The sequence below is a fragment of the Luteimonas huabeiensis HB2 genome (assembly GCF_000559025.1).
GTDB classification, from domain to species: Bacteria; Pseudomonadota; Gammaproteobacteria; order Xanthomonadales; family Xanthomonadaceae; genus Luteimonas; species Luteimonas huabeiensis.
Genome location: NZ_JAAN01000014.1, coordinates 363823 through 378071, shown reverse-complemented (window position 1 = coordinate 378071; position 14249 = coordinate 363823). Strand labels below are relative to the sequence as shown.

The window sequence follows — 14249 nt, the reverse complement described above, 5'->3', positions numbered from 1 at the left end:
TGTCGGCGCGCGCACTTTAGCGCAGCCGCCGCCCCAAAAGGAAACGGCCGGGGAGACCGGCCGTTTCCGTCTTGCGCGCCCCTTGCAGGGCTCAGAACTTGTAGCGGAAGCCCAGCTGCAGGGCCCAGCGCGACTGCCCCTTGTCGTCGTACAGGGCCGGCGACCAGACGCGGTTGGGGTCGAAGTTGTAGACGTACTTGCCGTCCTGGACGCCGGCGAAGGTCACCGCGCGCAGGTCGCTGTACGGCGATTGGTCGACGATCTGCCCCCAGTCCTTGTTCAGCAGGTTGCCAACGTTCATGACGTCCAACCAGATCTCGCTCTTGTGTCCGTCGAAGAAGCCGGGCAGCTCCTGGCTGATGCGCAGGTCGAACGTGTTGATCCAGCCCGAACGGCTACCGTTGCGCTCCGCCGCACCGCCGGCATAGCGCTGCAGATCCGGCTGGCCGGACAGCCAGTCGAAGAACGCCTGCTCCATCGCGGCGCCGCCGGTGAAGATCACGTCGCCGGGGCCGGTGGGGATATAGAGCAGATCGTTCGTATAGCCGTCGCCGTTGGCGTCGTTGAGGAACCGCCAGCTGTGCGGACGGCCGCTGCGGCCTTCGTAGATCAGAGTGACGTTGGTGTTGTAGTCGCCGAAGAACGCCTTTTCGAAGGTCAGCGTGCCGATCACGCGGTCGCGGATCTCGTAGTTGGATCGCGCGGCCACGTCCTCGTTGGGATCGAAGATCGCCTTGTTGCTCCAGTTGGAGATGGCGCGCGAGGACGTCAGCGGGCTCACCTCGGTGGCGCGGGTGTAGGTGTAGCCCAGCGACCAGGCCCAGTTTTCGATCAGCGGCTTGCTCAGGCTGAAGGTGAACTGCTGGCCGCTGCCCTTGTCGGTGTTCTTCATCAGGATGACACCGTCGTTATGCCAGCCGGTGACGTTCTCGTAGCCCGGCAGCGTGTCCGCGATGTCCGCCACGCCCGTGTTGCCGTTGGCGCGCCGGCCGGTACCCGTCGCGTTGTTGCTCCAGTAGAGCGGACGTCCGTCGGGTCCGTAGCCGGTGGGCGCGCCCAGGTCGAGACGCTCGAAGTGCAGAGCGTCCTTGACGCGGGTGAACAGCGCCTCGGCCGAGGCCACGATGCCGTACCACGGCAGCTCGTGGTCGAAGGCGAGGTTGGCCTTCCACACGGAGGGCTGCTTGATGCCGTCCTCCATCAGGTTGACCATCATCTGGTAGCCCGCGGCCGGCGCCGGCGTGGTCGGGTTGTCCGGATCGGGCACGAACGGCAGCGAGGCCCAGATCGCATCGCGCTGGTCGACCGGCACATTTTCCATCAGCTGGTTGTAGCCGATCAGGCCGAAGCCGCTGTTCTGGTAGGAGTTGCCCACCCAGACGTTGGCGGCCGCGCCCTGGAACAGGCCCACGCCGCCACGCAGCTGGGTCGGGCGGTCGCTGTCGAAGGTGTAGTTGAAGCCGAAACGCGGCTGCCACAGCTTGGCATCAAGGACGTTGCGGTTGTCGAGGCCGTAGACCTCCTGCACCAGCAGGTTGTGGTCGGCCACGTCGTCCAGATCCGGGATGTCGACGCGCAGACCGAACATCAGGCTCAGGTTGTAGTTCACCGCCCAGGTGTCCTGCACGAACAGGCCCAGGTTCTTGTGTTCATAGTTCATCGCCACGCTGTCGAGACCGCGGCCGGGCACCGGCGCGTTCAACCTGTACTCCCAGTACTCGCCGTTGCGGAAGTGGTCGAGACTGGCGAACCGGTACGAACCCCAGATATTTTGGGCGTACAAGTTGTAGACGTCGTTGCGCTCCCAGTCGAAGCCGAACTTGACCGTGTGGTCGCCGGCATACCAGGTACCAGCGCCGAACAACGTGTCGGTGGTGGTCTCGATCTGATTGCCGTGGCGGAACTCGTCGGTACCGAAATTCAGGTACGGCGATGACGGCTCGTCCGGGCTGTCCTCGGGACCGAAGCCGATCGAAATCTGCGGCAAGCGCGAGTACACCGCACTGAGGGAGTCGTAGTTGCGGCGCGAGCCCTTGAACTCGGTGGAGAAGTTCGGCGACCAGTCGCTGAAGAGCTGAACCGAGTGGCTGTCGAAGGCCTTCTGGATCTCGTACCAGCGGCTGTTGAGACTCAGCGAGTTCTCGCCTGAGCCGGCCAGGACCGGATCGACCTGCTCGGTTTCCGAGTAGCGATAGGACAGGCGGTGGTTCTCGCCGATGTTCCAGTCGAACTTGACCGCCTTCTCCTCGAGTTCGGTCTTGATGCCGTCCGGCGTCTGCAGCGAGCCGATGTCGATGCCGTAGACATCGCGCGCGATCTGCTGCGCCTGGGCAATCTGGTCCTGGGTGATGCCGACGATGTTGGAGGCGCTGGAGCCGATCGGGCCGAAGCTGGCCGCCGGCGAGTTGCGGGTGAACTTCTCGTAGTTGGCGAAGAAGAACAGCCGGTCCTTCACGATCGGGCCGCCGAAGGTCAGGCCGTAGGTCTCCTCGTCCTCAAAGCCGGAGAACGGCGAACCGTCTTCGTTGTCGCGCACCCAATCCTGGTCGCGGTAGACGTAGTACACCGAGCCGCTGAAGTTGTTGGTGCCCGACTTGGTCACCGCGTCGATCACCGCGCCGGTGGCGCCGGTGATGGTGGTGTCGTAGTTGGACAGGTCGACGTTGATCGCTTCGATGGCGTCCATCGAAACCGGCTGGCGCAGCAGCGGGAAGTTGCTGGCTTCCAGGCCGAAGGTGTCGCTGGTGTTGACGCCGTCGATACGGATGGCGTTGTAGCGGGGGTTCTGGCCGCCAGCGCTGATCTCCAGCCGTCCCTTGTCGGTCTGGGCGACGCGCGGGTCGAGACGAACGAAGTCCTGCAGGTTGCGCTGGATGGTCGGCAGCGCCTCGATCTGCTCGAGGCCGAGGTTGGTCCCCGCCCCCATCTTCGCGGAACTGAACACCTCCGAACCTGCGGTCGCGGTGGCGTACACCGTACCCAGCGTGGTCAGGTCGCCACTGAGTTGGACGTCGACCTGGCCCGTCTGGTTCAGCGCCAGATAGATGTCGTCGCGGGTCGAGGTGCCGGCGCCGGCCTTGTTGATGGTGACGGTGTAGGGACCGCCCACGCGCAGGCCACGCGCGTTGTAGCGGCCGCTGGCGTCGGTGGTAGCGCGGCTGACGGTGCCCGACTCGACGTGGACGATGGTGACTTCCGCACCAGCGACGGGCTGACCGTCGTTGCTCATGACAGTACCGGCGAGACCGGAGGACGTGGTGCTCTGCGCGAACGCGGGCGCGGCGGCCAGGGCTGCGATCAGGCCGAGCGACAACCGGGAAAGGCGGACGCGATGCTTGGGAGTCATGGTGTTGGGCCTCGGAGATGCTGGGAAAGACGGGACCGTTCGCGAGAGCCCGCGGACGGGCATACGAATGCGGGTGTTGTGGAGGATTCCCCTGTTCGCCACGGCGGCTCGCCCCGCTGCGGTTAACAACAGATTAACATGGTAGGCGGGCGATATGACAGCGCGATGACGGGCGCGGAGGGCGCGCAAGCTACTGACTGGCCGTGGTTTTGCGGCCGAATCGAAGAACGGCCGCTAAGTCCTTGTCACAGCGGCATCACGGCCCCGCCACGCCGGCATGGGCGAGGTAGCCGGCGATGCCGTCGAGCAGCATCTGCACGGAGATCGCCACCAGCAGCATGCCCATCAGCCGCTCCAGCGCGGTCAGCGCGCGGGCGCCGAGCAGCTTGTAGAGGTAGGTGGAGGAGAACAGGATCGCCGCGGTCGCGCCCCAGGCGATCAGCAGCGCCAGGCTCCATTCGCCGAGACGGTCCGGCTCGTTGCTGCCCATCAGCATCACCGCCGCCATGCCGGACGGGCCGGCCACCAGCGGGATCGCCATCGGCACGATGAAGGGTTCGCCGTCCGGGATCTCCCCCATCAGCCCCTGCGGGCTGGGGAAGATCATCCGGATGCCGATCAGGAACAGGATGATGCCGCCGGCGATGGCCACCGATTCCTGCCGCAGGTGCATCAGTTCCAGGGCGTAGCGGCCGCCCCACAGGAACAGCATCAGCACCGCCAGCGCGATCAGCATCTCGCGCGCGAGCACGATCCGCTGCCGCTGCGGCGGCAGCCGGCGCAGCATGCTCAGGAACACCGGCACGTTGCCGAGCGGGTCCAGGATCAGGAACAGCAGCAGGGCCGCGGAGGCGATGGTCACGCCGCGCGCTCCCGGATGCGGCCGCGCCAGGCGGCGCCGTCGGCCGACAGCAGCTCGACGCAGGCCTGGGCGTAGTCGGCCGGATCGGCCGCCAGGCCGTCCTCGCCTTCCACGTAGGCCTGGGCGCGCAACGGCGTGCGCATCGGCCCCGGCCGCAGGCCGCACACCCGCACCGGGGTGGCGGCGAGTTCGGCGGCCAGCATCGACACCATCGCCTCCAGCCCGGCCTGCGACACGCCGTAGCCGCCCCAGAACGCCTGCGCGCTGCGGGCCGGGTCGTCGAGGACGAACACCACCGCGCTGTCCTCGGCGCGCCGCAGCCAGGGCATGCACGCCTGGGTGAGCCACCAGCGGGCGGTCAGGTTGACGTGCAGCGCGCGCGCGAATACGGCCGGATCGGTGTGCTCGAACGGGGTCAGCCCGCGGAATTCGGCGGCGCAGTGCAGCACGCCGTCCAGGCGGCCGTAGGCATCGCCGATGCGGGCGGCCAGCTCCGTGTAGTCGTCGGCGCTCGCGCCTTCCAGGTCCAGCGGATACATCGCCGCCTCGCCGCCGGCGGCGGCGATCGCGTCGTGCACGCGGGTCAGCCGCGGCACCTTCCGCCCCAGCAGCACCACCCGCGCGCCCGCGTCGGCGCAGGCCAGCGCGGCGGCGCGGCCCAGGCCGCCGTACGCGCCGGCGACCAGGATCACGCGGCCGAGCAACGGGCGGGCGCCCGGCAGCGGCATCGGCAGGGTCGCGCTCACGCCCGCTGCACCTCCGCCACCATGCGCGCCAGTTCGCCGGATTCGTGCAGCTCCACGGTGATGTCGCAGCCGCCGATCAGCTCGCCGTGGATGAACAGCTGCGGGAAGGTCGGCCAGTTGGAATAGCGCGGCAGGTTGGCGCGCACCTCCGGATCCTGCATCACGTTGACGGTGTGCAGCTGCTCCGGATCGAGGCCCGCCGCGCGCAGGGTCTCGACCGCGCGGCTGGAAAAGCCGCACATCGGATACTCGGGCGTCCCCTTCATGAAGAGCACGATGGGGTGCGACTCGACCTCGGCCTGGATCCGCTGCATGACCGCCATGATCAGCTCCTGCGTCGCGCGGCGGCGGCGACGCGAAGGATGCGCGAAGACCGACCGCCGGGCGTGGGATTAGAATCCGCCATTGTAAGCGCTCGCGCCCCCGCGCACTTTGACGGCCCCGCCCAGGCATGCCCATCGAACTCGCCGCACTCCCCTACGACCGCACCGCCCTGGAACCGCACCTGTCCGGCGATACGGTCGAGCAGCATCACGGGCACCACCAGCGGGCCGACATCGAGCGGGTCAACACGCTGATCGCCGGCACCCCGCTGAAGGACGCCAGCCTGGAGGAGATCGTGCGCCGGGCCCAGGGCGCGCTGTTCGAGCACGCCGCCCAGGCCTGGAACACCGACCTGTACTGGCGCTGCCTGCAGCCGGCGGCGGCCGGCGGCGGCGGCGAGCCCGGGCCGAAGCTGGCCCAGGCCATGGACGAGGCGTTCGGCGGCTATGCCGCGTTCCGCGAGCGCTTCGAGCAGGCGGCGCTGCGCGGTTTCGGCGCGGGCTGGGCCTGGCTGCTGCAGCGCCCGGACGGGCGCCTGGCGATCGCCGCCACCCCGAACGCGGTCACGCCGATCACCGGCCGCGACCACCCCCTGCTCGCCTGCTGCCTGTGGCAGCACGCCTACTACCTCGACTACCGCGACCAGCGCGAGAAGTACCTCGCGGCGTGGTGGCAGCTGGTGAACTGGCGCTACGTCGCCTCGCGGATGCGCTAAGCCGCATCGGCATTCGACCTGCAGCGTCGAAACCGCCCCTTTTTCCGCACGCGGGACCACATTGTTCCTTCTCCCGCAAGCGGGAGAAGGCGGCGCGCAGCGCCGGATGAGGGGACTCTTGGGCGCCTGCGGCGCGCCCCCATCCGCCTTCGGCACCTTCCCCCGCTTGCGGGGGAAGGAAAAAACAGAGTGATCCCCGCTTGCGGGGGAAGGGAAAAACAAGATGGCTCCCGCTTGCGGGGGGAGGACAAAGACAGCGCGCCCCCAACGAGGAGCCTCTTTCGCGCGCCGAATGTCGATACAGCCAGGAGCCCGGGCGGCAGAGACGTTCGAAGCGACGGTCCCCAGGCCCGGCGGCACGAACGCGCGCTTCTACGCCGACAGCGCGGCGACGACGGGCGCCACCTGGGGCTCCCGCCCCAGCGCCGCGCCGACCTGCGCCAGGGTCGCGGCCAGCGCCGCGGCATCGTCGGCGCGCAGCGTGGCGTGGCCGACCTTGCGGCCTTCGCGCGGCGCCTTGCCGTAGTCGTGCCAGTGCCCGCCCGACGCGGCCAGCACCGGCAGCGGGTCGGGCATCGCGCCGATCCAGTTGAGCATGCAGGCGTTGCCGCGCGCGTCGGTCGCGCCCAGCGGCAGCCCGAGCACCGCGCGCAGGTGGTTCTCGAACTGCGAGGTCTCGGCGCCCTCGATCGTCCAGTGCCCGGAGTTGTGCACCCGCGGCGCCATCTCGTTGGCCAGCAGCCGGCCATCGCGGCAGAACAGCTCCAGCGCGAACGCGCCGACGTAGTCCAGGCGCTCGGCCAGCGCGCACGCGTGCGCCTGCGCCTCGCGCGCCAGCGCCCCTGGCGCGGCGGCGGGCGCCAGGCTGGCCGAGAGCACCCCGTCCACGTGCCAGTTCGCGGTCAGCGGCCAGGCGCGGAAGGCGCCGTCGCGGCCGCGCACCGCCACCACGGAGTACTCGCGCTCGAAGGGCACGAAGGCCTCGACGATGAGCCCGACCTTTCCCGCCTGCGCGCCCAGCGCGTCCCAGGCGCGGTCGAGGTCGGCCGGCTCGCGCAGGCGGAACTGGCCCTTGCCGTCGTAGCCCAGCCGCCGCGTCTTGAGGATGCACGGCAGGCCCACACGGGCCACCGCGGCGTCCAGGCCGGCGCGCGAGTCCACGTCGGCGAACGCCGGCACCGGGATGCCGAGGTCGCGGAACAGGGTCTTTTCCGCCAGCCGGTCCTGCGCCACCGCCAGCGCGTCGGGATTCGGGAACACCGGCACCCGCTCGCTCAGCCAGCGCGCGCTCTCGGCGGGCACGTTCTCGAAATCGAAGGTGGCCACGTCCACCCGCGAGGCGAACTCGGCCAGCGCGGCCTCGTCGCGGTAGTCGCCCACCAGCAGCGGCGCGCACTGCCCGGCGCAGGCGTCGGCGGCGGTGTCCATGACCAGGAAACGCAGGCCGAGCGGAGCCCCGGCCAGCGCCAGCATGCGCGCGAGCTGTCCGCCACCCAAGATACCGACGGTGGTCATGCGAAGCCCGGCGGACGCGCGTCGATGCGCGGGTCGTCGTTGCCGGCCACGTCCTCGGTCTGGCGCGCGCGGAACGCCGCCAGCGCCTGCGCGATCTCCGGCCGGTCGCCGAGCATCGCGGCGGCGAACAGCGCCGCGTTGGCCGCGCCGGCCTTGCCGATGGCGAAGGTCGCCACCGGGATGCCGGCCGGCATCTGCACGATCGACAGCAGCGAGTCCAGGCCGTTGAGCGCCTTCGACTGCACCGGCACGCCGAGTACCGGCACCGGGGTCTTGGCCGCCAGCATGCCCGGCAGGTGCGCGGCGCCGCCGGCGCCGGCGATGATCGCGCGCAGGCCGCGCGCCTGCGCCTGCTCGGCGTAGGCGAACATGGCGTCCGGGGTGCGGTGCGCGGAGACCACGCGCACTTCGTGGGCGACGCCGAGCGCATCGAGCCGTTCGGCGGCATGCCGCATGGTGTCCCAGTCGGACCTCGAGCCCATGACGATGCCCACGAGCGGGCTGGCGGAATTGGCGGACATGGCGGATCCCGGGCGCAAACCGCCATTTTAGGGCGCTTCGCGCGCTCGCGGGCAATCGCGCCGCGCACCGCGCCCAGGATGCGTCGTGCCGGACGGCGGCGCGGCGCCGGTCGGCCGGGCCGCGGCGGCCGAGGTGGTACGCTCTTGCCCTCCTTTCAGCCCAGCCGCCCATGGACCGCAAGCTCCTCGACATCCTCGTCTGCCCGGCCACGCGCCAGCCGCTCTCGGTGCTCGACCGCGCCGGCCTGGATGCGCTCAACCGCGCCGTCGAGTCCGGCACCCTGCGTCGCGCCGACGACAGCCCTCAGGCCGAGCCGCTGCGCGAGGCGCTGGTGACGCGCGACCGCAAGCGGGTCTACCGGGTCGACGACGGCATCCCGGTGCTGCTGGTCGAGGAGGGCATTCCGACCGCGCAGGTCGAGGACTTCCCGGCCGCCGCGCGATGAGCCGGCCGGCGCCGCCGCCGGCGGACGCGGTCGCCGCCGACATCGCCCGCGCGCTGGCCGAGGACGTCGGCCCCGGCGACGCCACCGCGGCCCTGCTGCCCGACGTGGAGGATGCCGCCTACCTGCTGTGCAAGCAGGACGCGGTGATCTGCGGTCGGCCCTGGTTCGACGCCTGCCTGCGCGCGCTGGACCCGCAGGTCCGGATCGAATGGCGCATCGCCGAAGGCGACGCCGCCACCGCCGGCAGCGTGCTCGCCACGGTGGCCGGGCGCGCGCGCGCCCTGGTGACCGCCGAGCGCACCGCGCTGAACTTCCTGCAGACGCTCAGCGGCGTGGCGACCGCCACCGCCGCCTACGTGCGCGCCGTGGAGGGCACCGGCGCGCGCATCCTCGACACCCGCAAGACCCTGCCCGGCCTGCGCCTGGCGCAGAAGTACGCCGTGCGCGCCGGCGGCGGCGACAACCACCGCATGGGGCTGTTCGACGCGGTGATGCTGAAGGAGAACCACGTGCGCATGGCCGGTTCGGTCGCGGCGGCGATCGGCGCTGCGCGCGCGCAGCGGCCGGAGCTGCCGCTGATCGTCGAGGTCGAGACCCTGGCGCAGCTGCGCGAGGCGCTGGACGCCGGCTGCCAACGGATCCTGATCGACGACTTCGACGCCCCGACGCGGCGCGAGGCGGTGCGGATCGCGCGCGGCGCGCCCTACGGCGGGCGGATCCCGCTGGAGGTCTCCGGCGGGATCGAGCTCGACAGCGTGCGCGCGGTGGCCGAGGACGGAGTGGACTGCATCTCGGTCGGCGCGCTGACCAAGCACGTGCGCGCCGTGGACCTCTCGCTGAAGCTGGGCCCGCCGCCGGCCTGACGCGGCACGCGCCCTGCCGGCGCCGCCGACGGAAACGCCGGCCACGAGCGGCCGGCCGGATCGCCGCGCGCGATCCGCGGAAGCCCGGGGCCGGCGCGGCCGCGGCGCGCGCCCCGGCGGCGTAGCGCGCCCGCTGCGGGGCTCGGGGGCCCTGCGCGCTCCCTTGCGGTCGCGCACCGTGGTCGCCACAGTAGCGGCATGTCCGGCCCGATCCTGCTGATGATCCTCGCCGCCGCCGCCGCGGCCTGGTGGAGCGCCTCGCGCGCGGCCGCCGAGCGCGCCGAGCGCATCGGCCGCGAGGCCTGCCGCGCCGCCGGCGTGCAGTGGCTCGACCAGACCGTGCACGCCAGCGGCCTGCGCCTGCGGCGGCGCGAGGACGGCCGGCTCGGGGTCGAGCGCAGCTTCCGCTTCGAATACTCCAGCGACGGCGTCGAACGCTCGGTGGGCAAGCTGGTGCTGCGCGGCGACGAGCTGGTCGGCTTCGTCGGCCCGGTCGGCGCCGAGGGCGTACTGGAGGCGATGCGCTAGGGCCTGGGCGATCGAGACGTTCGAGGCGAACGGCCGGACGGCTTCTGCCGCCCGGGCGCCTAGGCTGTATCGACATTCGACCTGCGGCTCGTCCCTTCTCCCGCAGGCGGGTGCGGCTCGTCCCTTCTCCCGCAGGCGGGTGCGGCTCGTCCCTTCTCCCGCAAGCGGGTGCATATCGTTCCTTCTCCCGCAAGCCGCGCAGCGCCGGATGAGGGCTGCTTTGGACGCCTGCGGCGTGCGCTTGCGGGGGAGGGAAAAAACAGAGTGCTCCCCGCATGCGGGCGAAGGGGCCTGTCGCACGCTGAAATCGATACAGCCTAGGGCCCGCGGCGCGCGCCGCAGGCCGGCGCTGCCTACTTGACGACCCGCAGATGGCCGCGTTTCGGCGGCGCGTCCACGCCGGCGCCGTCGTCGGGCGGCGAGGCCGGCGGCTCGTCGTCCGGGTCCGGCGCATCGCCGACCGGCTCGTCGGGCAGCACCATGCCCTGCCCGGTCTCGCGCGCGTACACCGCCAGCACCGCCGAGACCGGCACGTCCACCGGCTGGCTGACGCCGCCGAAGCGCGCGGTGAAACGCACGCTGTCGTTGTCCATCTCCAGCCGCGCGACGGCGCGCTCGGCGATGTTGAGCACGACGCGCCCGTCCTTGACGGTATGCGGCGGCACCCGCACGCCGGGCCGGGTGGCATCGACCAGGATGTGGGGCGTCATCGCGTTGTCGGCGATCCACTCGTACAGCGCCCGCAGCAGGTACGGGCGGTGGCTGGTCATGCGGGGCGTTGCGGGTTCGCTCATGCGCTCAGTCTAGGAGCCCCGGGCGCAGAAATCATCCGGCGGCGACGCCGCGGACAGCCGGTCGCCCGCCTCAGGCCGGCAGCTCGCGCAGGTTCTTCTCCTGCGGGGTCAGGCTGCGCACGAAGCCGGGGTTGCGGAAGATGCGGTTGCCGTAGTCCTCGATCGCCTTGCCGTCCTTGGGCAGCGGGATGTCGAGCGCCTGCAGGCGCCAGATGATCGGCGCCATCGCGCAGTCGGCCAGGCTCATCTCGGCGCTGAGGAAGAACTTGCTGGCCTTGAACAGCGGCACCGAGGCGGTCAGCAGTTCGCGCAGGCGCTTGCGGCCGGCCTCGGCCTGCTGCTTGTTGCCGAACTGGATGGCCTGGATCTGCGGCACCCAGTCGTGCTCGAGCCGCAGCATCGCCAGGCGCAGGCGCGCGCGCGAAAGCGGATCCACCGGCATCAGCGGCGGGTGCGGGTAGCGCTCGTCGATGTACTCGCAGACCACCGAGGCGGCGTAGAGTACCAGCTCGCGCTCGACCAGCGTCGGCACCGAGTGGTAGGGGTTCAGGTCGACCAGGTCCTCGGGCGGGTCCTGGGGATCGACCGCGATCAGGTCGTAGGTGACGCCTTTCGCGGCCAGCACCAGGCGCACCCGGTGGCACAGCACATCGTCGACTGCGGAGAACAGGGTCAGGGCATTACGCATACGCGGACTCGACGCCATCATCAGGTTTTCTCCAACGGCCGGAATCCGCCGGCCGTATCGACGCCACCCGCCCTGTGCGAACGGCCGTCACGGTTCCCCGGTTGTCCAGGCCCGCGGGGCGCCTCCGGCGCCTCGGCGGGAGCCCGCCCTCGGCGGCGGGCCGGCGCGCGTCTGCGCTCAGTGCACGTCGCGCCAGTACTCCTTCTTCAGCAGCCACGCGAGGAAGGTGAAGAACGCCAGGAACAGGATCACCCACACCCCCAGGCCCTGGCGCTTGAGCGCGGCCGGCTCGGCAGCGTACTGGAGGAACGCGGCGATGTCGCGGGCGGAACGGTCGAATTCCTCCGCCGACAGCCGGCCCGGCTGCGCGATCTGCAGGCTTTCCACGGTCGGCTCGCCGATTTCGTCGGGCTCGCCGTACACCGGCCGCTGCAGGCCCTGCAGTTCCCACAGGGGATTGGGCATGGAGACGTTCGGGTACAGGGTGTTGTTCCAGCCCAGGGTCGCGTCCTCGTCCTGGTAGAAGGACTTGAGGAAGGTATAGACCCAGTCCGGGCCGCCGATCTTGGTGCGCACGGTCAGCGACAGGTCCGGCGGCGGCTTGCCGAACCAGCCCTCCGCGTGCACGGCCGGCATGGCCGAGACGATGTGCTCGCCGAAGCCGGCCCCGGTGAAGTTGAGGTTCTGCATTACCTCGTCCTCGCTCAGGCCGAGGTCGTCGGCCAGGCGCGAGTAGCGCAGGTACTTGAGGGAGTGGCAGCCCGAGCAGTAGTTCATGAACAGCTGCGCGCCGCGCTGCAGGGAGGCCCGGTCGGCGATGTCGGCGCCCGACTGCTGCAGCGCCGAACCCGGCCCGGCCGCCAGCGCGCTGCAGGTCAGCAGCAGGCCGCCGAGCGCGGCGGCCGCGCGGCGCGCCAGGCGCAGATAGCCCTTCTTCACGATTCCCGCCTCCAGATTGCCGAACGCCGCGTGCTCAGTCATGGGTCGTCACCCTCTCCGGCACGGGCTTGGTCCTGTCGAGCTTGGTCCACAGCGGCATGGTGATGAAGAACGCGAAGTAGTAGAAGGTCAGGAAGCGGCCGACGATGGTCTCCGTCGGGTCCGTGCCCGGGCCGGCGCCGATCTTGCCCAGCCAGACGAAGCTGAGCGCGAACAGCCCCAGCAGCACCTTCGACAACAGGCCGCGGTAGCGGTAGGACTTCACCTTGGCGCGGTCCAGCCAGGGCACCAGGAACAGGATCGCGATCGCGCCGAACATCACCAGCACGCCGGCGAGCTTGTCCGGCACCACGCGTAGCATCGCGTAGTAGGGCGTGTAGTACCACACCGGCTTGATGTGCTCCGGGGTGACCAGCGGGTTGGCCTCGACGAAGTTGTCGTGCTCGAGGAACCAGCCGCCGAACTCGGGCGCGAAGAAGATGACGAAGGCCGCCAGCATCAGCAGGAAACCGACGCCCACGATGTCCTTGACCGTGTAGTAGGGGTGGAACGGGATGCCGTCGGTCGGCGCGGTCTTCGACCAGCGGTTGCCCTTCGGCCCCTTCTTGATCTCCACGCCGTCGGGATTGTTGGAGCCGACCTCGTGCAGCGCGCCCAGGTGCAGCACCACCAGCAGCAGCAGCACCAGCGGCAGCGCGATCACGTGCAGGGCGAAGAAGCGGTTGAGGGTGGCGTCCGAGGGCAGGTAGTCGCCCATGATCCACTCGGTCAGGCCGTTGCCGATCACCGGGAACGCGCCGAACAGCGAGATGATCACCTTCGCGCCCCAGAACGACATCTGGCCCCACGGCAGCACGTAGCCCAGGAACGCCTCGGCCATCAGCACCAGGTAGATCAGCATGCCCAGGATCCACACCAGCTCGCGCGGCTTCTGGTAGCTGCCGTACATCAGCCCGCGGAACATGTGCAGGTAGACGACGATGAAGAACAGCGACGCGCCGGTGGAGTGCATGTAGCGGATCAGCCAGCCCCACTCCACGTCGCGCATGATGTACTCGACCGAGGAGAACGCCTCGGCCGCGCTGGGCTTGTAGTGCATCGTCAGGAAGATGCCCGTCACCAGCTGGTTCACCAGCACCAGCAGCGCCAGCGAACCGAAGTAGTACATGAAGTTGAAGTTCTTCGGCGCGTAGTACTCGGTCATGTGCTTGCGGTACGCCGGCATCATGCCCGGCGCGCGCGCGTTGACCCAGTCCATCACGCCCGTGGCCGTACGAGTGAAGATGTTCGCCATTTAAGCGGCCCCCTCCGGATCGACGCCGATGACGATGGTGTTGTCGTCGGCGTAATAGTGCGGCGGCACGACCAGGTTGGTCGGGGCCGGGACGCCCTGGAAGACGCGGCCGGCCATGTCGAACTTCGACTTGTGGCAGGGGCAGAAATAGCCGCCCTTCCAGTTCGGATCGAACGGCTCGGGCCGGATCTCGGCGGCCATCTCCGGCGAGCAGCCCAGGTGCGTGCACAGCCCGACCAGTACCGAGATCTCGGGCTTGATCGAGCGCAGCTCCGGATTGGCCTCGCGCACGTAGGCCGGCTGCTGGTCGGCGTTCTCGGAGGTCGGATCGCGCAGCAGCGGGTCCAGCGTCGGCAGCGCGTCGAGGATCGCCTTGGACCGCTTGACGATCCAGATCGGCTGGCCGCGCCACTCCAGGATCAGGCGCTGGCCCTCCTGCAGCGCGCTGATGTCCACGGTGACGGGAGCGCCCGCCAGCAGCGCCCGCGCGCTCGGGTTCCAGGACTTGATGAACGGCACCGCCGCTCCCACCACCCCGACCGCGCCCACCACCGCGGTGGTGGCGGTCAGGAAGCGGCGACGCCCCGTATTGACTGAATCCTCGCCATCGACGGGATTGATCACCGTTTCATTGGCCATCCGGCACTCCGCGAACCTTTCGGTAGCTG

General features: G+C 70.2%; 15 protein-coding genes. 4 read left to right on the top strand and 11 right to left on the bottom strand.

Annotated elements, in window-relative coordinates; translation table 11 throughout:
• Window positions 1-91 precede the first annotated feature (91 nt).
• From Z164_RS0105755 to grxD, 4 genes are all read right to left on the bottom strand, one after another.
• Window positions 92-3346 (bottom strand): TonB-dependent receptor, encoded by a 3255-nt coding sequence (locus tag Z164_RS0105755; RefSeq protein ID WP_024889780.1) that lies wholly within the window; start codon window positions 3344-3346, stop codon window positions 92-94.
• A gap of 256 nt (window positions 3347-3602) precedes the next feature.
• Window positions 3603-4208, bottom strand: a complete 606-nt coding sequence (locus tag Z164_RS0105750) for a YhgN family NAAT transporter (RefSeq protein ID WP_024889779.1) — start codon at window positions 4206-4208, stop codon at window positions 3603-3605.
• Complete coding sequence (locus tag Z164_RS0105745) at window positions 4205-4936, bottom strand: SDR family NAD(P)-dependent oxidoreductase (RefSeq protein WP_043689426.1); 732 nt, start codon at window positions 4934-4936, stop codon at window positions 4205-4207. The genes Z164_RS0105750 and Z164_RS0105745 overlap by 4 nt, the downstream gene beginning before the upstream one ends.
• Before the next feature lie 14 nt (window positions 4937-4950).
• Window positions 4951-5277, bottom strand: coding sequence for a Grx4 family monothiol glutaredoxin (grxD, locus tag Z164_RS0105740; protein WP_024889777.1), 327 nt, complete (start codon window positions 5275-5277; stop codon window positions 4951-4953).
• Between the two features lie 128 nt (window positions 5278-5405).
• Here grxD and Z164_RS0105735 point away from each other — a divergent pair, with 128 nt between their 5' ends.
• Entirely contained in the window at window positions 5406-5993 is a 588-nt protein-coding gene (locus tag Z164_RS0105735) for a superoxide dismutase (RefSeq protein WP_024889776.1), read from the top strand.
• A 372-nt stretch (window positions 5994-6365) separates the two neighbouring features.
• Here the strand turns inward: Z164_RS0105735 and Z164_RS0105730 are convergent, their stop codons facing one another.
• On the bottom strand, window positions 6366-7508 hold the full coding sequence (locus tag Z164_RS0105730) for a 5-(carboxyamino)imidazole ribonucleotide synthase (RefSeq protein WP_024889775.1): 1143 nt from the start codon (window positions 7506-7508) through the stop codon (window positions 6366-6368).
• Window positions 7505-8029 carry a 5-(carboxyamino)imidazole ribonucleotide mutase gene (gene purE / locus Z164_RS0105725; protein ID WP_024889774.1) on the bottom strand — a complete coding sequence of 175 codons (525 nt, stop codon included), beginning with the start codon at window positions 8027-8029 and terminating at the stop codon, window positions 7505-7507. The genes Z164_RS0105730 and purE overlap by 4 nt, the downstream gene beginning before the upstream one ends.
• Before the next feature lie 170 nt (window positions 8030-8199).
• Here purE and Z164_RS0105720 point away from each other — a divergent pair, with 170 nt between their 5' ends.
• From Z164_RS0105720 to Z164_RS20065, 3 genes are all read left to right on the top strand, one after another.
• On the top strand, window positions 8200-8475 hold the full coding sequence (locus tag Z164_RS0105720) for a Trm112 family protein (RefSeq protein WP_024889773.1): 276 nt from the start codon (window positions 8200-8202) through the stop codon (window positions 8473-8475).
• On the top strand, window positions 8472-9338 hold the full coding sequence (gene nadC, locus Z164_RS0105715; RefSeq protein WP_024889772.1) for a carboxylating nicotinate-nucleotide diphosphorylase: 867 nt from the start codon (window positions 8472-8474) through the stop codon (window positions 9336-9338). The genes Z164_RS0105720 and nadC overlap by 4 nt, the downstream gene beginning before the upstream one ends.
• A gap of 198 nt (window positions 9339-9536) precedes the next feature.
• Window positions 9537-9866 (top strand): DUF3301 domain-containing protein, encoded by a 330-nt coding sequence (locus Z164_RS20065; protein WP_043689332.1) that lies wholly within the window; start codon window positions 9537-9539, stop codon window positions 9864-9866.
• A gap of 353 nt (window positions 9867-10219) precedes the next feature.
• Here Z164_RS20065 and Z164_RS0105705 read toward each other — a convergent pair whose 3' ends face one another.
• The 5 genes from Z164_RS0105705 to petA all read right to left on the bottom strand — a co-directional run bounded on the left by Z164_RS0105705 (window position 10220) and on the right by petA (window position 14220).
• Window positions 10220-10660, bottom strand: a complete 441-nt coding sequence (locus tag Z164_RS0105705; RefSeq protein WP_024889771.1) for a ClpXP protease specificity-enhancing factor — start codon at window positions 10658-10660, stop codon at window positions 10220-10222.
• Window positions 10661-10730: 70 nt separating this feature from the next.
• Window positions 10731-11366: a glutathione S-transferase N-terminal domain-containing protein gene (locus Z164_RS0105700; protein ID WP_024889770.1), complete on the bottom strand. Its 636-nt coding sequence runs from the start codon at window positions 11364-11366 to the stop codon at window positions 10731-10733.
• 159 nt (window positions 11367-11525) lie between these two features.
• A complete protein-coding gene (locus Z164_RS0105695) occupies window positions 11526-12329 on the bottom strand; it encodes a cytochrome c1 (protein ID WP_152540861.1) in 804 nt (267 codons plus the stop codon).
• Entirely contained in the window at window positions 12322-13581 is a 1260-nt protein-coding gene (locus Z164_RS0105690) for a cytochrome b (RefSeq protein ID WP_024889768.1), read from the bottom strand. Before Z164_RS0105690 ends, Z164_RS0105695 begins: the two co-directional genes overlap by 8 nt.
• Window positions 13582-14220: a ubiquinol-cytochrome c reductase iron-sulfur subunit gene (gene petA / locus Z164_RS0105685; protein ID WP_024889767.1), complete on the bottom strand. Its 639-nt coding sequence runs from the start codon at window positions 14218-14220 to the stop codon at window positions 13582-13584.
• Window positions 14221-14249 lie beyond the last annotated feature (29 nt).